This window comes from Pseudomonas sp. 20-5, assembly GCF_056782835.1.
Map to the genome: position 1 here is coordinate 3135156 of NZ_CM165584.1, position 16579 is coordinate 3151734.

Genomic DNA, 16579 nt, shown 5'->3' on the forward strand with positions numbered 1-16579 from the left:
ACAGCTTTAGCAACGCCTGGGCCAATTTTCGGGATATGCCTGTAACCCGCGCGCTCTCTGGCGCCAGGTTTTTCCATGGCGCTCGACGAAGCAATCCGGGTTTCACTTTTGCAACGAACTGATTCAGTATCGAAACAATTCAATCCTGAACAGGTCTCGACATGCGTCCTCCCCTTTCCCAGGTCGTCGTGCTGGTCAGTCACCTTCAACGACCTCGGCAGCGCAGTCGCCTCGCCAGCCTGGTGGCCGGCCTGGCGGCGGGCTACCCGGACGTCCATATCGAGGTGCTCGACACCTCGGTATCCGAAGCCCTGCAAACCGCCCGCGATCTCGAACAGCGCGGCAAGGCCGACGTGTTCGTCTGTGCTGGCGCCACTGCCGCCTACCTGCGTAGACACCTGGCACGTCCGGTTCTGACGATGCGCGTTGGCGGCGGAGACCTGTTGCGTGCGCTGGAGCAAGCCCGCGAACACTCCTCCCATGTCGCCCTGCTCAGCTACAACCGCATCGACCGGGACCTGCAAGCCATGCGAACGCTGTTCACGGTGCAGGTTCACCAGGTCGCCTACACCACCCTGGAAGAGGCTCGCCAGGCTGTCCTGGAGGTAGCCCGGCTGGGTTGCCGCAGCATCATCGGTTCGTCGACGGTGGTGGAGCTGGCGGAACAGGCAGGCCTGCACGGCGTGCTGTCGCTGAGCGAAGACACTGCGCGCAAGGCGCTCGAGGAAGCCATGGGAGTCCTCGACAGCCAGCGCCTGGAGATCGCCAAGCGGCGGCATCTGGACGCGGTGCTGCAACACATTCCAAGCGGTGTGGCAGCGGTCGACAACCAGGGTGTGGTGCAATCGCTCAACCCTGCCCTTGCCCAGTTGCTGGAGTTGCCGGTCAGCTCGGCTCTGGGTCGACCGTTACAGCAGCTATGCCCGGAGCTTGACCTGCAACAGGCGCTAGAGGATGGCGGTGGCGAGGAAAACCGGGTGATCCGGCTGGGCTCGCACGCCGTGGTCAGCAATCTCCTGCCGATCCTGGAGAATGGCGAGCGTACCGGCCTGGTGCTCACCTGCCAGGACATCACCGCCGTGCAGCGCGCGGATCAACGCATCCGCTCCACTCGCCGTCCAGGTGCCTTCACCGCGCGTTACCGGCTCGAACAACTCAACGGCGCGAGCAAGGCCAACCGTGAGATGTTGCAGCTGGCCAAGCGCTTTGCCGCCAGCCATTCGACCATCCTGATCACTGGCGAAAGCGGCACCGGCAAGGAACTGCTCGCCCAAGGGATCCATAACGAGAGCCCTCGCCGGCACGGGCCTTTCGTCGCCATCAACTGCGCGGCGTTTCCCGAGTCGCTACTGGAAAGCGAACTGTTCGGCTACGAGGAAGGCGCCTTCAGCGGTTCGCGCAAAGGCGGCAAGCCCGGCCTGTTCGAGGCGGCGCACCGTGGCACGCTGTTCCTCGACGAGATCGGCGACATGCCTGTGTCGCTGCAGACTCGCCTCCTTCGTGTATTGCAGGAGCGAGAGGTCTTGCGCCTGGGCGGCACCGAGCCGATCTCCATCGACGTGCGCATCGTCGCCGCCACCCACAAGGACCTGGGGGCCGCCATGAAGGATCGCGAGTTTCGCACCGACCTGTATTACCGGCTGAATATCCTGCGCTTGCAGACCACTCCCCTGCGCGAGCGGCCCGAGGACATTCCTCTGATTTGCCAGGGAATCAGCCAGCGCCTGCTGGTCCAGGGCCAGCCACCGGGTGCCGCAGGCATAACGACGCTCCTGCTACCCTACCTCGTCCGCCATTCCTGGCCCGGAAACGTCAGGGAACTGGAGAATGTCATCGAACGGGCGATGCTCTCCGCCAGCGAAATCTTCCATGAGCACGGCGTGGATGAGCATTACCTGGCTCGCGTGCTGCCCGAGCTATTCGAAGGCCAGCCTCAGCCCAGGTCCCGGAAAGAGCCATCGCGCACAAAGGATTTGCACGCCATCGGCAAAACCGCGCAGTTGCGCTACATACAGGAGACGCTGGACAGCTGCCAGGGCAGCCTTGACGAGGCTGCGCGTCGGCTCGGGATCAGCCGGACCACGCTGTGGCGGCGGCTTCGCTCGGCACGCTGAGCAAAACGATGCGCCTGGGCGATGCGGAACTCGCCCAGGCATGGACGCGGCCGGTGCCGTGAAACTCAATTGATCAGCGGAACCTGCTTGCCGATCTGCAACGCCTCCAGCGCGTCCAGCTGCGCTTCGATCTGCAGGAAGCGCATGGCCCGCCGAGGTGACATCTTCTCGGCCACTTCCTGCACGTACCGGTGCAGCACGGCCAGCTGTTTCTCCTGCAATCCCCGATAGAGGTCGACCATCCTCGAAGCTTCCGCGTCGGTAATGCTGCCGGAACCATAGGCGCGGGCATATTCGAGCAGGAGCTGGAATGTCTCCTTGTGCAGGCTGTCCGTCTCGCCTCGGTAGCGTGAATAGATCGGCCAGAACGTCTCGGCTTCGGTGCCGTCCAGCGCCATGTTTGCCTCGACCATCCGTTTGCGCTTGTAGTTGATGGTTTCCAGCTGGTTCCTGATCTTTTCCTTGTGCTCGTTCATCACCTGCTCGACCGATGGCAGGGGTTCGTCGGCATGAGCGGCAAGGGAAAGGGTCGCGACCAGGGTGGCCACGAAAAGCAAGCGCCTGGACATCGGCGTTCTCCTTCTGGGTTGATCGAATGGATTCATGCTGCCGCGGTGCGATGCGACATCAACGGGCCCCGCTCCTCAGGGCGATCCTGGGCGCCCACTCCAGCCATTCGTCATTGGCCGAATCGAACAGGGCGAAGGTCTGCCCCGGCTTGGCGGGCTCGCCCATCTGCGCATTGTTCGGGGTGGCGAAGGCAATGCCGCCCTCCATCAGCGCCTCCATCGACTCGGTGCGTAGCGACAAGCCCTTGAACAGGCTGGCGTCGACGCCGAAGCCGCTGGCATTCCAGAAACGGCTGCCGGTACGCACCAGCGGTACGTAGCGCGGTTCGATGAGGATGCTGATCAGCACCCGGTCGGCCTGTTCGCCCAAGGCCAGGTCGACGACCTTGCCCACCGGGATCTGCCGGTAGGTCACCAGGTTGCCCGGCTTGATCGAGCCCTTGCGCGGCGCGCTGAGGGTCAGCCGCAGGCCGTTTTCCCGACCCAGCAGGTTGGGCGCTTCGGCGAGAGTCTGGAAGCGTGCCTGGCGCTCGCCCGGCGTGCTCGACGGCAGCGCCTCGATATAGGGGCCGCTGACCAGGGTTCCGAGGTTCTCGGTACGCAGCAGGCCGAGCGCCGGACGCACCACCCAGAAGCGGGTTCCGCTGCGGGCGACGCGCTCGCCGGCGGAAGTCAGGCGGGCCTTCATCAGTACCCCGGAGAGGTCCGGGTTCAGCTCGACGCTTTCGATCTTGCCGATGTCCAGGCCCTTGAAACGGATCGGCGTGCCTTCGCGCAGGCCGTCGGCATTGTCGATGCTCAGCTGGATCTCCACGCCACGGGCCATCGCCGCCTCCTCGCTGTCGAAGAGGGTGAAGCGCCGCACCTTGGTCACGGTCGGCGCCTTCGGATCGAGGGTGTCGAAGGAAATCCCGCCGGTGATCAGGGTCTGTAGCGACTCGCTCTTCACCTGCACGCCGCTGAGGTTGCCGGTCAGGGTGATCCCGCTGGAGTTCCAGAAGCGCGTCGAGGTATTCACCAGGTGCGCGTACTCCGGCTCGATGTGCACACCCACCACCACTCGCTGGCGGTCGCGCGACAGCTGGTAGCTCTGCACGCTGCCGACGCGGACCTGGCGGTAGAGGATCGGCGCGCCGATATCGATCGAGCCGAGCTTGTCGCTGGTCAGCACCAGGTGCAGGCCGGGCGCGTCGGTGTTCAGCGGCGGCGCTTTCGGGCGGATGGTGAACTCGCGACTCGGCGCGCCGCTCTTGGCGAAGCGCACGTCGATGTAGTTACCTTTCACCAGGGCCTCGAGGCCGGTGATGCCGGCCAGGGAGATGCTTGGCTTGACGGTCCAGAACTCGGTGCCTTCCAGCAGCATGTCCTCGACCCGCGGATCCATCGCCAGGTCGGCAGTGGCGCTGCTGTAGTCCTTGCCCATGTCGATCGACTTGACCAGGCCGACCTGCACGCCGTTGAACATCACCGGGGTGCGGCCCGGATCGATACCACTGACGTCGTTCATCTTCAGCTTCACGCGCAGACCGGCCTGGGCCGCGTCGTAGTCGTCGTACAGACGGAACGGCTTGCTCGGATCGGTCGGCGGGCTGTCGCCTCGACTATCGGAAGTAGCGAAAGCGATGCCGCCGGCCGCCAGGGTCAGCAACGATTCGCTACGCACCTTGAAGCCGGACAGGCCGCCGGAAATGGAGATGCCGCTGGCGTTCCAGAATCGCGTGTGCTTGCGCACCAGGTCGGCGTAGGCCGGCTCGATGTGCACCTTGATCTCGATGGTCCTCTGGTCATCGCCCAACTGGAAGCTCTTCACCTGGCCGACCTGGATCTGCCGGTAGAACACCGGGCTGCCCTGCTCCAGGGAGCCCAGGCGATCGGCCTTGAGGGTCAGGTGCAGGCCGGGCAGCCTGTCGGAAAGGGGGGGCGGCTGCTTCAGCGCGGTGAAGTTGCGTTCTTCCTTCTCGCCCTTCACCGGATCGACCGCGATGTAGACGCCGGATACCAGGGTTTCCAGGCCGGTGACGCCAGCCAGGGAAACCCGCGGCTTGACCAGCCAGAAGCGAGTACCCTTGCTCAGGTACTGGCGCGCCTCCTTATCCATTTCGATGGTGGCCACCACGCCCTTGATATCTTCGCTGACATCCAGCGCGACGACCTTGCCGACCGCGATGCCCTTGTACAGCACCTCGGTCTTCTTCGCCTGGATGCCATCGCTGCTCTCGAAGCGCACCTGGATCAGCACCCCTGCCTGGTCGTAGGCGCGCCAGCCCAGCCAGGCCCCGATAGCCAGGGCCACCAGCGGCAGCACCCAGATCGCCGACCAGTTCGAGGTCTTGTGTTTCTTCGGGCTTGGCAAATCACTCATTCTCGTCGTCCAGATTGGTGTTGTCCCAGATAAGCCGGGGGTCGAACGTCACGGCGGCGAGCATGGTGAGCACCACCACGCTGGCGAAGGCGGCGGCGCCGAGATTGGCCTCGATGCTCGCCAGGTTGCCGAAATTGACCAGCGCCACGAGGATGGCGATGACGAAGATATCGAGCATCGACCAGCGCCCGACCCATTCGATGAAGCGGTACATCATGATTCGCTGGCGGGCCGACATCGGCTGGTGCCGCTGCACCGAATAGAGCAACAGGGCGATGCCGACCAGCTTGAAGGTGGGGACGACGATACTGGCGACGAACACCACCAGAGCGATGGGAAACATGTCGGCCTGGATCAGGGTCACGACCCCGCCCATGATGGTCGCCGGGGAGCCCTTGCCGAGCATGTTGACGGTCATGATCGGCAACAGGTTGGCGGGAACGTAGAGAATCATCGCCGAGATCAGCAACGCCCAGGTACGGGCAATGCTGTTCGGCCGCCGAGGATGCAGCTTCGCGCCGCAGCGACTGCAACGCGGATGCTCGTTCCCGTCGGCGCGATTCAACTGGTGGCACTCGCCGCAGACCAGAATGCCGGCATCGATCGCACGCATTGTCGTTCTCCAGGATCTCTGCCGGGACGGTGATGGTTTGTCGTCATCCAGCACGGCGGCCAACCTGTGCCTTGCCCGGCAGGGAATGGGCACGGGGAAACCACCTGTCGGGGGAGGCTGCCGTCGGAAGACGATTCTGTTCGGGGCGTTACAGCGATGGCATGGGTTCGGCCACTCACGCGCATCAGTTGTCCGCTCGGCTCGATCTGGCCAGGCTGGGCCGGACTCGCTATTCATGCCGCTTGGACGACGATCGAGCGCTGGGATCGCATGATGCTTATATAGTTCACATGAGTCAATATTGTCTCATGTGTTTTTCACCATCGCGCTATACGGAGCCAAGCGGCGATCCTGCCAGGGAGGCATCATGGCATTCGCCACGGAAGGAAGGACCCCCGGAGAGATTGTGGCGCGCCTCCTGTCTCATGCCGATGCAAGTGGCGGTATCGGACGAGAATCCCTCGACACCGAGAAGCGGCTTTTCCGCGTCCAGGCATGGGACGATAGGAGCGCTCGGGTAGCCCTGGATCGATACTCGCTTTGCTCATTCGGGGTACAGGCAGGAACACCGGCGGGCCTCTTCCGGGGCTCCTCCAGTGTCCTGCTGCACACCTCTGAGGCTTCGATATCCTCCGAACCTCGTCTTTGCCCGGTTCCTCTTTCAGTCAATCGCCGCCCGCGTCTCAACCCCGTCCACCAACCGCGCAATCCCCAATGGGTTGCCATCCTTCAGCGCTTCCGGCAGCCACGCGTCCGGGTAGTTCTGGTAGCACACCGGGCGCAGGAAACGGTCGATGGCCAGGGTGCCCACCGAGGTGCCGCGGGCGTCCGAAGTGGCCGGGTACGGGCCGCCGTGGACCATCGCGTCGCAGACTTCCACGCCGGTCGGGTAGCCGTTGAGCAGCAGGCGTCCTGCCTTCTGTTCCAGGAGCGGTACCAGGTCGGCGAAGGACGCCAGGTCTTCCGCTTCGGCGATCAGGGTCGCGGTGAGCTGCCCGTGCAGCCCATGCAGCGCGCGCTTCAGTTCGGCGTGGTCGGCGACCTCGACGACCACGCTGGCCGGGCCGAAGACTTCTTCCTGCAGCAACTCGTCGCCCTCCAGCAGCAGGCTGACGTCCGCCTGGAACAGTTGCGGCCGGGCCTGGCGGCCCTCCTGCGGTTGCCCGGCGAGATGGCGGACGCGCGGGTGGGCGTGCAGCGCCGCCAGGCCTTTTTCATAGCTGGCCAGCGTGCCGGCGTTGAGCATGGTCTGCGCCGGCTGGTCGTCCATGCGGGCGGCGAAGCGTTCGAGGAACGCCGAGAATTGCGCAGAGCGGATGCCGATGACCAGGCCCGGATTGGTACAGAACTGGCCGCAGCCGAGTACCACCGAGGCGCTCAGTTCGTCGGCCACGGCCTCGCCGCGCTTCTTCAGCGCCGCCGGCAGCAGCACCACCGGGTTGATGCTGCTCATCTCGGCGAACACCGGGATCGGTTGCGCCCGGGCGGCCGCCATGTCGCAGAGGGCGCGGCCGCCCTTCAGCGAACCGGTGAAGCCGACCGCCTGGATCGCGGGGTGGCGGACCAGCCGCTCCCCTACTCCGCCGCCGTAGATCATGTTGAACACGCCCGCCGGCATGCCGGTGCGCTCGGCCGCGCGGAGGATCGCTGCGGCGACCCGTTCGGCGGTGGCCATGTGTCCGCTGTGCGCCTTGAACACCACCGGGCAGCCGGCGGCCAGGGCCGCGGCGGTATCGCCGCCGGCGGTGGAGAACGCCAGGGGGAAGTTGCTCGCGCCGAACACCGCCACCGGGCCGAGGCCGATCCGGCACTGGCGCAGGTCGACGCGTGGCAGCGGCTTGCGTTCGGGCCGGGCGCGGTCGATGCGCGCGCCATGGAAGTCGCCGCGCCGCAGGACTTCGGCGAACAGGCGCAGCTGGCCGCTGGTGCGGCTGCGTTCGCCCTGGATGCGCGTGGCCGGTAGCGCGGTTTCACGGCAGACGATGGCGACGAAATCAGCGTCCAGCGCGTCGAGTTCGGCGGCGATGGTATCGAGGAATTCCGCGCGGCGGCTGGCCGGCAGTTGCCGGTAGTGCGGGTAGGCGCTGGCGGCGGCTTCGGCGGCGGCGTCCACTTCTTCCGGGGTGGCTTGCACGAAGCGGTACGGCAGCGCCTCACCGCTGGCGGCGTCGAGGCTTTGCAGGAAGAGCGTGCCGGCCGCGCTGCGGGCGCCGCCGATGAAGTTGTGTCCGAGGATGGCTGTCATGTCGACCTCATACAGGGGAAGCCCCGCCGGGGATGGCCGGCGGGGTTGGAGCCAAGGCTCCGCAGGAATGAAGGAAACCGTGCCGCGGGTCTCTCGTGGAGCTCCGGCCTATGCACGGCGGTGGGGCTTCAGAGCGCTACCACCCGCCCCGGCGTCAGTGCGGTCTCGACGGCGGCGATGCCATTGCGCAGCGGCGCGCCGAACTCGGCCATGGCGATCTCGAAGACATCCCCCGGAGCAGCCTTGATCCCGTCGGCGAAGGACAGCGTGGCGGTACCGAAGTAATGCACGTGGACGTCGCCCGGACGGAGGAACTGCGCGTACTTGAAATGGTGGTACTCGAGGTTCTCCAGGCTGTGGCACATGTTGTCCTCGCCGGAAAGGAACGCCTGCTGCCAGAGCACTTCGCCGTCGCGCAGGATCCGGCTCTCGCCCTGCAGGTGGCGCGGCAGTTCGCCGACTCGCAGCTCCGGCCCGTAGCAGCAGGCGCGTAGCTTGGAATGCGCCAGGTACAGGTAGTTGCGGCGCTCCATCAGGTGGTCGGAGAACTCGTTGCCCAGGGCGTAGCCGAGCCGGTAAGGCCGGCGGTCATCGCCGATCAGGTAGAGCCCGACCAGCTCCGGTTCCTCGCCGGCGTCCTCGGCGAAGGCCGGTAGCGGGAAGTCCGCGCCGGGGCGCACGACGATGCCGCCGTCGCCCTTGTAGAACCATTCGGGCTGCGCGCCGACCTGGCCCGCCGGTGGCTTGCCGCCCTCCAGGCCCCACCTGAAGATGCGCATGGTGTCGGTCAGCGCGGTCTCGTCGCCCTGGTTCTGCTGGTGCATGCGGTCGCGCGTCGCGGCGCTGCCCAGGTGGGTCAGGCCGGTGCCGCTGACCAGGCAATGGGCCGGGTCGTCATGATCCAGCGGCGGCAGCACCCTTCCCTCCTCCAGCAACCCGGCATAGTCCGGGCCTGGCTCGCTGCCTCGGCGCAGCACCTCGTCTTGCAGGCCGCTGCCCGCGCGAATCGCCGCCAGCCCCAGTTCGCGCGTGCTGCGCACGCCGCGCAGCACCTGTATCCCGGCGCCTTCGACGACGCCGACCCGGCGCTGCCCTGCCCGGTCCTCGAATTGAATCAGCCGCATCTCGGCTCCTCCTGTGGGCTCCGACTATCACTCGATGATGATGAAATCCTTGAGGTGCTCTTCGGATATCTCCAGGCCCAGGCCGGGCTTGTGGTCGTCCAGCTGGATATAGCCGTCGACCGGCTGCGGCTCGCCCTTGAACACGTAGTAGAACAGCTCGTTGCCGACCTCGACGTCGAACACCGGGAAGAACTCGGCCATCGGCGAGGCGGTGCTGGCCATGGTCAGGTGATAGTTGTGCAACTGTCCGGCGTGCGGGATCACCGGCACTGACCAGGCCTCGGCCATGGCGTTGATCTTGCGCGCGGCGGTGATCCCGCCTACGCGGTTGGTGTCGTACTGGATGACGTCCACCGCGCGGCGCTCCAGCAGGTCCTTGAAGCCGTGGCCGGTGAATTCGTGCTCGCCGCCGGAGATCGGCATGATCCCCATCTTCTTCAGCTCGACGTAGCCCTCGATGTCATCGGCGATCACCGGCTCCTCCAGCCAGCGCGGTTCGAACTCGGCGAGCTTCGGCAGCATCCGCCGGGCGTATTCCAGGGTCCAGCCCATGTAGCATTCGAGCATGATGTCGATGTCCGGCCCGGCCAGTTCGCGTAGCGCGCGGACCTGCTCGATGTTCCTGCGCATGCCCGTCGGGCCGTCCTTGGGGCCATAGCCGAAGCGCATCTTCAGCGCGGTGAAGCCCTGGTTCAGGTAGCCCTGGGCCTCTTCGAGGAAGGCGTCGAGGTTGTCGTTGGCGTAGAGCTTCGAGGCGTAGGTCCAGATCTTCTCCTTGGTGCGGCCGCCGAGCAGCTTGAACACCGGCTTGTTCACCGCCTTGCCCATGATGTCCCAGATCGCCAGGTCCACCGCCGAGATGGCTGCCATGCCGATGCCCTTGCGGCCCCAGGCGTGGGTGCGGCGATACATCTTCTGCCAGATGTACTCGTTGTCGAACGGGTCTTCGCCGATGCAGATCGGCGCCAGGTAGAGGTCGACGATTTCCTTCGCCACGCGCGGCGCCAGGGCGCAGTTGCCGATGCCGACGAGGCCGTCGTCGGTCTCGATCTCCACCACCAGCCAGCCGTGGAAGCGGAACGAGCCCATGGCGTCTCCCTTCTCGAACAGGATGTCGCTGGCATTGGTGCAGAAGTGCGCCTGCGGCGGGACGACCTTGCCCTTCCATTCGAAGACGCGGGTACGGACGGATTTGATTTTCATGTCGCAGCTCCTATCGGTGCGTAGTGTGGGTCAGCCGGCCTGCCGCGCTCGCAGCGGGACGGACGACGATCCGGAGGTCTTCAGCCGGGCCAGCAGGCAGGCGCCGAGCAGGCCGACGGCGGCCAGGGCGAACATGCCGGCGCGCGGGTCGGCGAACTGGCTTTCCATGAGGGTCTTGAGGTTCGGCGCGACGAAGCCGCCGAGGTTGCCCAGGGAGTTGATCAGGGCGATGCCGCTGGCCGCGGCCGCACCGCTCAGGTAGCCGGTGGGAAGGGTCCAGAACAGCGGCTGCACCGAGACGAAGCCGGACGCGGCGAAGCAGAAGGCGATCACCGCCAGGCCCAGGTTGCCGGCCAGCGCCGAGGCGGCGATACCGGCTGCGGCCATGCCCAGCATGGCCACCGCGAGCTGGCGATGCTGGCCGCTGCGGTCGGCCTGGCGGGTCACCAGGCGCGTTACCACCAGGGCGCAAGCCCAGGGAATCGCGGTGATCAGGCCGACGTTCAGGCCGACCTGGCCGTCGAGGAAGCTGGCGATGCGGGTCGGCAGGTAGAACACCACGCCGTACACGCTCATCTGGATGGTGAAGTAGACCAGGCAGAACTTCAGCACCTGGCCGCTGCGCAGAGCGCTGAGGAAGCCGTGCGGGCCGCGTGCCTGTTTGCGGGTGTCTTCTTCGGCCAACTCGCCTTCCAGCGCCCGCTTCTGCTCGTCGCTCAGCCAGCCGGCATCGCGCGGGCGGTCGACCAGGTAGAAGTAGGCGGCAATGCCGACCAGCGAGGCCAGCAGGCCCTCGGTGACGAACAGCCACTGCCAGTTGGCCAGGCCGAAGATGCCGTGGAACTCCAGCAGCCAGCCGGACAGTGGACCGCCCAGCACCAGCGCCAGCGGCAGGCCGAAATAGAACAGGCCGAGCGCCTGGGCACGGCTGCGCTGCGGGAACCAGTAGGTGAGGTAGAGGATGATGCCGGGGAAGAAGCCCGCCTCGGCGACGCCCAGCAGGAAGCGCAGGACATAGAAAGTCATGGCATCGTCGGCGAACATCATCGCCGCCGAGACCAGGCCCCAGGTGACCATGATCCTGCACAGCCAGACCCTGGCGCCGAGGCGGTGCAGCATCAGGTTGCTGGGTACCTCGAAGCAGGCGTAGCCGATGAAGAAGATGCTCGCGCCGAACGCGAAGGCGGCATCGCCGAGGCCGGTGTCGGCTTGCAGGAAGGCCCGCGCGTAGCCGACGTTGGCCCGGTCGATGAAAGCCAGTACATACATCAGGACCAGGAAAGGCAGGAGCCGCAGGCGGCTGGTGGCGATCGCCGAGGACAGCAGCCTGGCGTGGTCGTTCATGGCGCTCATGGAGGGCTTCCTTCTTGTTGTTGTTCGACGCGGAGGTGGCATGGCCGCTTGCGTTGGGCCGACTGTAGCCAGGCCGCTCCCGCGCGGATAATCACTTCTGCGCATTCATCGATAACCCCAGGCAATACCTTTTCACCAATCAGCCAATCGCCGGTTATCGGGCAGCAGCGAGAGCGGCCCTGCGCTCAGAGCAGCGGCAGGGAATACGAGAGGATCAGGCGGTTCTCGTCGACATCGGCGGCATGGTTGGACCGCAGCATGGCGTTGCGCCAACGCAGGCCGAGGTTCTTCAGCGGGCCGCTCTGGATCACGTAGGCGACGTCCACGTCGCGTTCCCAGGCGCGGCCGTCGTCCATCGCCTTCGTCCGGGCATGGGCGCCGCTGGCGTAGCGGGCCATGGCGGTCAGCCCGGGAATGCCCAGGGCGACGAAGTCGTAGTCGTAGCGCAGTTGCCAGGAGCGCTCGCCGGCGCTGGTGAAGTTGCGCACCTGGATGTCGTTGACCAACGGGGTGCTGGTGCCGGCGATGTAGAGCATCCCGTCGTCGCCGTACATGCGCTGGTAGCCTGCGCCGAGGCTGTGGCCGCCGCGGGTCGCGCTGAAGAAACCGGTCAGCGCGCGATTCTCCAGTTCACCGAGCTTCGCGGCACCTTCGTCGCGCGTGTCGAAGAGCCCGACGCTGGCGCCCAGGCGCCAGCCGCCGAAGCTCTGCTTGTGGCTCAAGCTGTAGTAGTCCTGCCGGTAGATGTCTTGCAGTCGCGCCTGCCACAGCCCGACCTGGCTGCGCTCGGCATTGAAGCGGTACTCCGCGCCCAGGTAGTCGAAACGGTCGGAGAACGCCCCGCCGCGCCCATCCACCGAAAGGTCCTGGTGGTCGCTGGAGTTGCGCTGGCTGAGCGAACGCATCTGCCCGCCGTGCAGGGTCAGGCCGGCGATTTCCCTGGAGGTCAGCATGCCGCCCTGGAAGGTCTGTGGCAGCAGGCGGCCGTCGTTGCGCAGGAGGATTGGCAGTTCCGGCAGCAGTTCGCCGAGCTTCAGCTCGGTATTCGACAGCTTCAGCTTCGGCGCCACGCCCAGTCGCGCGTAGTCGTCCGCTGCGCGTCCGTCGGCGTGGCGTGGCAGCAGCCCGGAGCCGGCACGATCAGGGCTGCTGTCGAGCTTCAGGCCGAGCTGGCCGAGCAGCTCGACGCCGAGGCCCAGGGTGCCCTGGGTATAGCCGGACTTCGCCTGTAGGAGAAAGCCTTGGGCCCACTCCTCCTGTTTCGACTGCGCCGCGCCGGGCTGGCGGAAGTCGCGATTGAAATAGAGATTGCGCAGGCCGAGGCTGACGCTGGCGTCTTCGATAAAGCCCTCGGCGCCGGCGAGCGACGGCAGGCCGGCCAGCAGCACCGGGGCGAGCGAGGCGGATTTCAGCAGGTTCGGAGCGGAACGGGTCATTGTTGTTTTTCCTTTTCCCAGGCCGAAGCGAGCCGTGGAGCGCTGCGGCTCCAGGCGATGTGTCTCTCGTCGAAGGTGCGACGCCTCCTGCCCCGCCGCGACGGTACAGGGAGGCGCCAGGGAGCGCGTTACGAAGGTGCGGCGCTCTGGTTGTCGCGTCGCATGCAGGCGATCAGGCTTTGCGCCTGCCCATCCGGCAGGCGATCTCGAACGCCTGGCGGGTGGCGCCGACGTCGGCCCTTCCCTGCCCGGCGATATCGAAGGCGGTACCGTGGGCCGGCGTAGCGATGGGGATCGGCAGGCCGCCCTGGACGGTCACGCCGCGGGAGAAGCCCATCAGCTTGATCGCGATCTGCCCCTGGTCGTGGTACATGGTCACCACCGCGTCGAAGGCACGGGCGTCGCCTTGCACTTTGAGGAAAATGGTGTCGGCGGGATACGGGCCGTCGGCGGCGATCCCCTGTTCGCGCGCCTTCTGCACCGCCGGAGCGATGATGTCCAACTCCTCGCGGCCGAAGCTGCCGTTGTCGCCGTTGTGCGGGTTCAGTCCGCAGACGCCGATGCGCGGCCGCGCCAGGCCGCTGCGGCGCAGCGCGTCGTCGATCAGGCGGATCGCCTCCCCTACCCGCTCCTGGCTGAGCAGGCCCGGCACCTCGGCCAGGGCTACGTGGGAGGTCACCCGCGAGGTCCAGAGGTCGTCAAGGACGTTGAACTCGCAGAACGGGCCGCCGAACCCCAGGCGCTCGGCGAACCAGTGCAACTCGTCGCTGTGGTCCATGCCGGCCATGTGCAGCGAGGTCTTGTTCAGCGGGCCGAAGAGGATCGCGTCGGTCCTGCCGCTGCGGGTCAGTTCGAGGGCCAGCGCGAGGGTTTCCAGGCTGTAGCGGCCACCGACGGCGCTCGCTTCGCTGCGTGGGAACTCGTCCCCGCCCTGGCTGAGCCAGGGATGCAGCAGTGGCGTGGCGTCGGCGAAATCCAGGGTCTCCAGCGCGTCGATGCGTCGGTAGGGGAATTCGCAGCCGGCGATGCGCATGCCGCGGCGCATTTCCGCTTCGTCGGCGATCAGCACGATGTGCGCCTTCTCGCGCACCTCAGTGTCGGCCAGCAGGCGGGCGATCAGTTCCGGGCCGATGCCGGCCGGATCGCCCAGGACCATGGCCAGTCGCGGTAGGGATGGAGCGTTCATGGGGAAGTCCTCGGGTCGGGCGACGCCTGCTGCAGGCGCACGGTGTCGGGTACGGTGCGGTAGATGCGCCGCGCGTTGCTATGGAAAAGCCGTTCCTGGTCGGCGTACGGCAGGTCGACGACGATGCGTTTGAAACCGCCATAGATGTCGTCGAACGAGCCGCACAGGCTGTCCACCGGGAAGTTGCTGGCGAACATCGCCCGCTCGACGCCGAACAGGGCGATGCTTTCGCGGACGATCCAGGCGTTGTCCTCGACGCTCCAGCGCCGGCCGGCCTGGCCGATGCCGGAGATCTTCAACGCCACGTTGGGGCATTCGGCGAAGCGCGCCATGGCCCGTTGCCAGGCGGCCAGCCCCTCCTCGCTGCGATCGGACGGCAGGCCGGCGTGGTTGAGCACGATCAGCGTATCGGGGAAGTCGCGCGCCAGGCATGCGGCCTCGGCGAGGTTCCACCAGGGTGTCTGCAGGTCGAAGTGCAGGCCGTGCCGGGCCAGCTCGGCATAGCCGCGACGCCAGCGCTCGTCGCTCATCAGGCTGCGCAGCTCGCCGACCTGTTGCGGGCGTTGCGGACCGCCGGGCTTGTGGCGGACGCTGCGGACCCGTGCGAAGCCCGCCTGCGCCGCCAGCACCTCGGCGGCGTCCGGCGCGTCCAGCCAGGCCTGCGCCACCACCGCGTGGGGCGCGCCATGGCGTTCGGCGAGGTGATGCACGAAGCGGGTTTCGCCGAGCGGATCGCGCGGGTCCCACTCGGTTTCCACGTAGACCGTCTCGACCACCCGGTGTGCGCCGACGTCGCCGAAGTAGTCCGCCGGCAGGTAGCGGCGCTTGATCGCGCTGTAGTCGCCGTAGCGGAACGGAATCTTGGCGTCCTCCGCGAGCCAGGGGTGGTAGTTCGCCTGCGGGTCCCAGAAATGATGATGGGCGTCGACGATCGGCCCGTCGTACAGCTCAGCCATGCTTTGCCTCGGTCTTGTCCAGGGAAATCAGCAGGGTGCCGGCGATGAAGGCTGCCGAGCAGAGGGCGAAGAAGCCCAGCACCGCGGCATATCCGCCCAGGTGTTGCAGCAGCAGCCCGACCAGGATCGGCACGGCGATGCCGCCGAGGCTGCCGGCCATGTTCATCACCCCGCCGACCAGGCCGACCCGGGCCGGAGCGGCGAGCAAGGCCGGAAAGCTCCAGTACAGGCTGCCCCACATCAGGAAGAAGGCGGTCAGCGCCAGCAGGGTCACGGCGGCATAGGCATCTTCCAGGCTCGGCAACAGCAGGAAGGCGACCAGCGCCGCGAGGCCCGAGACCGTCAGCAGGCCCTTGGCCGCCAGGCCGCGGCGCACGCCCTTGCGGATCAGCAGGTCGCAGAGGAAGCCGCCGACCAGGGAACCGACGGCGCCGCAGAGGAAGATGACGAAGGTCGCGGCGCCGATACCCTTGATATCGAAGCCGCGCGCCTGCGCCAGGTAGCTAGGACCCCAGGTCAGCAGGCCGAAGAACACCATGGCCCAACTGGCGCGGCCGAGGACGATACCGACCAGGGAGCGGCCGGCGATGCCCAGTCTTCCGCCGGCCTGGCAGTCCGCTTCGGCGAGCGGGGTGGTGCGGTCGGCGTTGATCCGGTCCAGCTCGGCGGCGTTGACCCCGGGATGCTCGGCCGGGTCGTCGCGCAGGTAGTGCCAGGCCAGCCAGGCCATGGCCAGGGTGGCGATGCCGGCGATGAAGAAGGCGCTGCGCCAGGAGCCGAGCACGGCGATCAGGTAGGCGATGACCAGTCCGCCGAGAGCGACGCCAAGCGGCCCTCCGCAGTCCATCAGCACGGCGCCGCGGCTGCGTTCGCTGGAGCCCAGCCACAGCGAGTTGAGCTTGCCGCCGGAGGGGAACAGCGGCGCTTCCGCCGCGCCCAGGGCGACCCGGGCGAACATCAGCGACAGGCCGCCGCTGGCGAAGGCCGCGAGGGTCTGGAAGGCTCCCCAGAGGCCGGTGGACCAGCCGATCACCCGGCGCGGGCCGTAGCGGTCGATCAGCCAGCCGCCGGGAATCTGCAACAGCGCGTAGGCCCAGAAGAAGCTGCTGAGGATCAGCCCCTGCATGCTCGGCGTGAGCTGGAATTCACCGGCGATGGTGGGCATGGCGATGGACAGCGAGACCCGGTCGACCAGGTTGATCACCGTCAGGGCGAAGACGATGGCGAAGATGCGCCAGCGGACGTTGCTGGGTTTTGCGGCAGTGGCCTTGTCCTGGGCAGGATCAGCCTGGAGCACGGCGGTCTGTGCCTGAGCCATGGGTCGTACCTCTTTTATTGTTGTTCTTGTGCTGCGGAACTGGGTTGGCAGGTCCGGCAGGCTCACTATCCGGCTTTCCATCGATAACCGTCTAATCAAA

General features: G+C 66.7%; 12 protein-coding genes. 1 reads left to right on the top strand and 11 read right to left on the bottom strand.

Annotated elements, in window-relative coordinates; all coding sequences use genetic code 11:
• Positions 1-161: 161 nt before the first annotated feature.
• Complete coding sequence (locus tag AC1RB9_RS14380; protein WP_003144202.1) at positions 162-2114, top strand: sigma-54-dependent Fis family transcriptional regulator; 1953 nt, start codon at positions 162-164, stop codon at positions 2112-2114.
• Positions 2115-2179: 65 nt separating this feature from the next.
• Here AC1RB9_RS14380 and AC1RB9_RS14385 read toward each other — a convergent pair whose 3' ends face one another.
• From AC1RB9_RS14385 to AC1RB9_RS14435, 11 genes are all read right to left on the bottom strand, one after another.
• Complete coding sequence (locus AC1RB9_RS14385) at positions 2180-2662, bottom strand: transcriptional regulator (protein ID WP_223309047.1); 483 nt, start codon at positions 2660-2662, stop codon at positions 2180-2182.
• A 79-nt stretch (positions 2663-2741) separates the two neighbouring features.
• On the bottom strand, positions 2742-5045 hold the full coding sequence (locus AC1RB9_RS14390; RefSeq protein WP_004349721.1) for a PqiB family protein: 2304 nt from the start codon (positions 5043-5045) through the stop codon (positions 2742-2744).
• On the bottom strand, positions 5038-5658 hold the full coding sequence (locus AC1RB9_RS14395) for a paraquat-inducible protein A (RefSeq protein WP_003089139.1): 621 nt from the start codon (positions 5656-5658) through the stop codon (positions 5038-5040). Before AC1RB9_RS14395 ends, AC1RB9_RS14390 begins: the two co-directional genes overlap by 8 nt.
• A 661-nt stretch (positions 5659-6319) precedes the next feature.
• Positions 6320-7903 carry an aldehyde dehydrogenase (NADP(+)) gene (locus AC1RB9_RS14400; protein WP_003144232.1) on the bottom strand — a complete coding sequence of 528 codons (1584 nt, stop codon included), beginning with the start codon at positions 7901-7903 and terminating at the stop codon, positions 6320-6322.
• Positions 7904-8031: 128 nt separating this feature from the next.
• A complete protein-coding gene (gene araD1 / locus AC1RB9_RS14405; protein ID WP_003123447.1) occupies positions 8032-9027 on the bottom strand; it encodes an AraD1 family protein in 996 nt (331 codons plus the stop codon).
• Positions 9028-9054: 27 nt separating this feature from the next.
• Positions 9055-10230, bottom strand: a complete 1176-nt coding sequence (locus AC1RB9_RS14410; RefSeq protein WP_003113703.1) for an L-lyxonate dehydratase — start codon at positions 10228-10230, stop codon at positions 9055-9057.
• A gap of 30 nt (positions 10231-10260) precedes the next feature.
• Complete coding sequence (locus tag AC1RB9_RS14415; RefSeq protein ID WP_003123448.1) at positions 10261-11583, bottom strand: MFS transporter; 1323 nt, start codon at positions 11581-11583, stop codon at positions 10261-10263.
• Between the two features lie 185 nt (positions 11584-11768).
• A complete protein-coding gene (locus AC1RB9_RS14420) occupies positions 11769-13019 on the bottom strand; it encodes an OprD family porin (RefSeq protein ID WP_003123449.1) in 1251 nt (416 codons plus the stop codon).
• A 172-nt stretch (positions 13020-13191) separates the two neighbouring features.
• Positions 13192-14205, bottom strand: coding sequence for a 4-hydroxythreonine-4-phosphate dehydrogenase PdxA (locus tag AC1RB9_RS14425; protein ID WP_003123450.1), 1014 nt, complete (start codon positions 14203-14205; stop codon positions 13192-13194).
• On the bottom strand, positions 14202-15161 hold the full coding sequence (locus AC1RB9_RS14430) for an amidohydrolase family protein (RefSeq protein WP_003123451.1): 960 nt from the start codon (positions 15159-15161) through the stop codon (positions 14202-14204). Before AC1RB9_RS14430 ends, AC1RB9_RS14425 begins: the two co-directional genes overlap by 4 nt.
• Positions 15154-16479 carry an MFS transporter gene (locus AC1RB9_RS14435; protein ID WP_003111001.1) on the bottom strand — a complete coding sequence of 442 codons (1326 nt, stop codon included), beginning with the start codon at positions 16477-16479 and terminating at the stop codon, positions 15154-15156. The genes AC1RB9_RS14430 and AC1RB9_RS14435 overlap by 8 nt, the downstream gene beginning before the upstream one ends.
• Positions 16480-16579 lie beyond the last annotated feature (100 nt).